This window comes from uncultured Rhodococcus sp. (assembly GCF_963525155.1).
Lineage (GTDB): Bacteria > Actinomycetota > Actinomycetes > Mycobacteriales > Mycobacteriaceae > Rhodococcus_F > Rhodococcus_F qingshengii.
This window is the reverse complement of sequence record NZ_CAURKP010000282.1, coordinates 1-5,146: the sequence shown is the minus strand read 5'-3', so window position 1 is coordinate 5,146 and position 5,146 is coordinate 1. Positions and strand designations below refer to the sequence as shown.

Genomic DNA, 5,146 nt, shown 5'->3' with positions numbered 1-5,146 from the left:
GGCGTTCACTGGGCAAATACTGAATGTTACCCGGCCGTACCCCCACGGCCCGCTGACACCGACTGTGCGTCAGCTATCACCGAGCTCACAAGTGTGGCGAGACCGTCGACGCCAAGTGCCGGCAGGATGCCCGGAACAAGTCCGGCGAGCGACACAGAAACCAGAGCATCGGGGGCGAGAGCAGCCCCCATGGCGGTACGCATGGCAACGAGCTTGGTCGACAACTCACCGAAGGTGACAGCCTGATCACCGTGGGTGAACGCAATTGCCTCAGGATCGGCGGCCGCCGCTGCGGCTGCCAGTTCGGGTAGGTCTGCCGCGGACTTCGGCTCGGCAGCGCTCGCTTCCTCGCGTTCCTGCTCGGTCACGATGTCGATCGTGCGAATCACGACCCCGGGATCGGTCACCAGTTCTTCGAGCACCCGCCCGAATCGCGCCGCAAAAAGCGCGATGGTCGATTCGTCGAACAGGTCGGTCGCATAGGTGAAACGCATCCTCAGCCCGGACAGCACCCCGGCATCGTCGAATTGCTCGATACCGGTGAGCTGCAGATCGAACATCGCCTGGTCGAAACCGTTGTCGACCGCAGAGAGCTCGAGGCCCGGGAGCTGGAACGTACCGAGAGCCATGTTCTGGAAGGTGAGCATGACCTGGAAGAGCGGCGAGTATGCGTGAGAGCGCTCTCGCCCCAGTTCGTCGACCAACCGCTCGAACGGTACGTCGGCATTGGCGAATGCCGACAAGTCCTTGTCCTTCACGTGTGCCAGAACGTCGACGAACGTCGAAGCAGGCGCGATCTCTGTTCGCAAGACCAACGTGTTGACGAACATCCCGACAAGATCGTCGAGCGCCCGCTCACCTCGACCCGCGATCGGCGTCCCGATTGCGATGTCGTTCGATCCACTCATCTTCGCCAGCAGCACGGCCAGGGCAGTGTGAACCACCATGAAGACTGTCGAGTTCTGCTCCCGTGCGATCGTCGCGAGCCGGTTGGTGGTCTCGGAATCGACGGCAAACTCGAATTCCGCACCGCGCATGCTGGCCCGCGCCGGCCGCGGCCGGTCGGTCGGCAGTTCCAGAAGCTCCGGAGTTCCCTTGAGCTCGTTCACCCAGTACGCGAGTTGACGGCCCAGCTGACTGTCCGCGTCCTCCGGCGATCCGAGGACATCACGCTGCCACAGCGTGTAGTCGGCGTACTGCACCTCGAGCGGAGCCCACTCCGGCGTCTCCCCGCCGGTACGTGCGGTGTACGCAACCATGGTGTCTCTGATCAACGGAGCCATCGAGAAGCCGTCACCGCTGATGTGGTGAATGACAACGACGAGGACCCGCTCGGATTCGTCGACCTCGAAGAGACGGATTCGCAACGGAACGGCTGTCGTGACATCGAAACCCTCGCGAACTGTGTCAGCCACCTGCTCGGCGACCGACGCTTCGTCGGTTGCGATCACCTCCAGTCCCACCGTCGCTGCGGAGCGAGGCAGGATCATCTGAACCGGTCCGTTGCCCCGGTCCGGGTATACCGTCCGGAGCACTTCGTGACGCTCGATCAGATCCGACACCGCTGAGTGAAGTGCGTCGACATCGAGTGCGCCGGACAGCCGGATCGCGACCGGGATGTTGTACGCACCCGAGGTCTTGTCGAACTGATTGAGCACCCACATACGTTGCTGCGCCAACGACAGCGGAATCTCGTGCGGACGCACCTGAGCCACCAACGGTGGGCGGCCACCAGATCCCGCGTGTTCGAGAACCCTCGACGCCAATGCCCCGACAGTCGACGCCTCGAAGATCACGCGGACCGGAATCTGCGCGTCCAACGCCTCACCCAGCCTCGACACGACCTGCGTCGCGACGAGAGAGTTTCCGCCGAGCTCGAAGAAGTCGTCGTCGAGTCCGACCCTCGCCACACCGAGTACGTCAGCGAACACACCCGCCACGATCTCTTCGACGGGGTTGGTCGGCGCACGGAATTCGGTCGCCTCGAATTCGGGGTCGGGCAGGGCTTTGCGATCGACCTTGCCGTTGATGTTGAGCGGTAGTTCGTCCAAGACCATCAATGCCGCCGGCACCATGTAACTCGGCAACTCAGCCACAAGAGTCCGCTTCAAGGTTTCGACATCGATGCTTTCCCCGCTTTGAGGAACGACGTAACCGACAAGTCGATCACCGATACGCGCATCCGACTTGGCCACCACCACAGCGGAGTCCACGCTGGCCTGCTTGCGAAGAAGCGCTTCGATCTCACCGAGTTCGATGCGGTAGCCACGGATCTTGACCTGGAAGTCGGCGCGCTCCACGTAGTCGAGTTCGCCGTTCTCCGTCCACCGGACGAGGTCGCCCGTGCGGTACAACCGCGAACCCGCGTCACCGAAGACGTTGGCCACAAATCGTTCCGACGTCAGATCCGCGCGCCCGTGATAGCCGCGAGCAAGCTGGGCACCGGCGAGGTAAAGCTCCCCGGTGACTCCGACGGGGACCGGATGCAAACGCGTGTCGAGCACGAACACCTGCGTGTTCCATTCGGGGGCACCGATCGGCACCGAGGTCGTATCGTCCGAACCGACGACGTGCGCTGTCACCGAGACGGCGGCCTCGGTCGGACCGTACAGATTCACCAACTGCGCGTCGCTGAGTTCTGCGAACTCGGTCGCGGTCGCGGCCGGCAACGCTTCACCGATCGCAAGCACCTGACGAAGTGATTCCGGAAGGCCATTTTCCGATGCCGACTGCAACATCGCGAGCATCGACGGCACCACGTGGAGCGTCGTGATCTTCTCCCGGGTCATCAGGTCGAGCAGGTAGCTCGGGTCCTTGTGACCTTCGGGTTCGGCAATCACCAGTCGTGCACCGGAAGTCAGTGCCGACCAGAACTCCCAGACCGAGAGGTCGAACGTTGCCGCGGTCTTGAGCACCATCGCATCGGATCGGTCCAGGCTGTACTGATCGCGCTTCCAGAGAATCTGGTTGACCACCGCCTGATGCGAGATCGCGACGCCCTTCGGGCGCCCCGTCGATCCCGACGTGAAGATCACGTAGGCGGTGTTGCCCACTCGCAGTGGAGCAATCCGATCCGCATCGGTAACCGTCGCTTCCGCGTAGGACGCGAGATCGATCGTGTCCACCTCGATCACGGAATCACCGAACGCCGGATTCTTCGCAGTGGTCGAGGCAGTGAGGACGCAGACCGGATCTGCCATGGTCAACACGTACTCGATGCGGTCCGCCGGGTGGTTCGGATCGATCGGTACGTATCCACCACCTGCCTTCACCACCGCGTACATGGCGACCAGCAGTTCGACCGATCGCTCGATTGCCAACGCGACCAACGACTCCGGACCGACACCGGTTGCAATCAGATGGCGTGCGAGACGATTGACACGTGCATCGAACTCGGCGTAGGTCAGCGACGTGTTCCCGGCGATCACTGCCACCGCACCCGGGTTCGAACCGACCTGCTCGTCGAACAGTTCGACCAGAGTGACTCCCGGGACGGAGTGATCGGTCTCGTTCCAGCGGTTCAGGATCCGGTCGCTCTCGGACGAATCCAGCAGCGCGAAGTCGCCGACGGTCAACGACGGATCGGACGCGATCTCCGCGAGCAATCGCACGAATCGATCGGCGAAGTCCTGCACGGTCGACTCGTCGAACAGATCATGCGCGTAGCTGAACATCGACGTGATGCCGGCTGCAGATCCGTTCGCGTCGTACCGATCACTGACGATCAACTGAAGATCGAACTGCGCGACCCCGTTGTCGATATCGACGCCCTTGACGGTGAGCCCCGGAAGCTCGAGCCCTCCGGTTTCCATGTTCTGGAAGAGGAAGCCGACCTGATAGAGCGGATGACGAGCGGTCGAACGCGGTGGGTTGAGCACCTCCACGAGTCGCTCGAAAGGAACGTCCGAATGTGCAAATGCTTGAAGGTCGGTCTCCCTGACACGTCCGAGCAGGTCGAGGAACGGCGCGCCGCTGTCGATCTGCGTACGGAACACCAAGGTGTTCACGAACATGCCGATGAGATCGTCGAGTGCCCGCTCACCACGTCCTGCAATGGGTGTACCCACCGCGATGTCCTCGGTTCCGGACAGTCGAGCCAACAACATCGCGAACGCAGTGTGCGTGAGCATGAACAGCGTCGAATTATTTGCCCTGGCAAGACCGCTCAACCGAGCATGCAACTCTGCATCGATATCGAAGTGCAGGTAACCGCCGCGGAAGGACTGCGTCGCGGGGCGCGGCCGGTCGGCGGGAAGTGCAAGCTGATCAGGCAGCCCGGCAAGAGCATTGCTCCAGTACGCAATCTGCTGCGAAGCAATAGATCCCGCGTCTTCCTCACTGCCCAGCACCTCTCGCTGCCACAGGCTGTAGTCGGCGTACTGAACGTCGAGAGGAGCCCAGGACGGTGTGTACCCGGCAACCCGCGAGGCGTATGCGGTCACGACATCCCGAGCGAACGGTGCCATCGAGGAACCGTCGGCGGAAATATGATGAATCGCGACACCGAGTACGTATTCGTCGGAAGCCAACTGGAACAACCGGATACGAATCGGAATCTCGCGTGTGACGTCGAAGCGCGTCGACGCCAGCGCGACCAACTCACCTTCGAGTTCGTCCACGCCAGTCGGTTCTGCGACGATTTCGTCCGACCAACTCGACACGGGCTTGACGACCTGCACCGGACCGTCTCCGATTTCCGGGTAGACGGTTCGAAGTGATTCGTGCCGCCCGATCACATCAGAAATCGCCGCGCTCAGCGCCGAGACGTCAAGATCGCCCTGAAGGCGCAGCGCCATCGGGATGTTGTATGCCGCTGCACTCCCGTCGAATCGGTTGAGGAACCACATACGCTGCTGCGCCAACGAAAGCGGAATCCGCTCTGGCCGCTCGACCGCGGTCAGCGCGACTCGCCCACCCGACCCGGTCCGGCTTTCGGCGTGCGCTGCGAGATCCTGCACCGTGGATGCTTCGAACAGAACTCGAACCGAAAGTTCGGTGTCGAGAGCGTCGGCGATTCGTTTGATCGTGCGAGTGGCGTTGAGAGAGTTGCCGCCGAGCTCGAAGAAATCGTCATCGAGACCCACACGATCAACACCCAACACCTCGGCAAACACCGACGCAACGATCTCCTCCACCGCCGTCACCG

General features: G+C 62.3%; 1 protein-coding gene. It reads right to left on the bottom strand.

The features are described from left to right. Positions 1–26 precede the first annotated feature (26 nt). Positions 27–5,135: a non-ribosomal peptide synthetase gene (locus RWT78_RS28090; RefSeq protein WP_314682533.1), complete on the bottom strand. Its 5,109-nt coding sequence runs from the start codon at positions 5,133–5,135 to the stop codon at positions 27–29. Between the last annotated feature and the right edge of the window lie 11 nt (positions 5,136–5,146).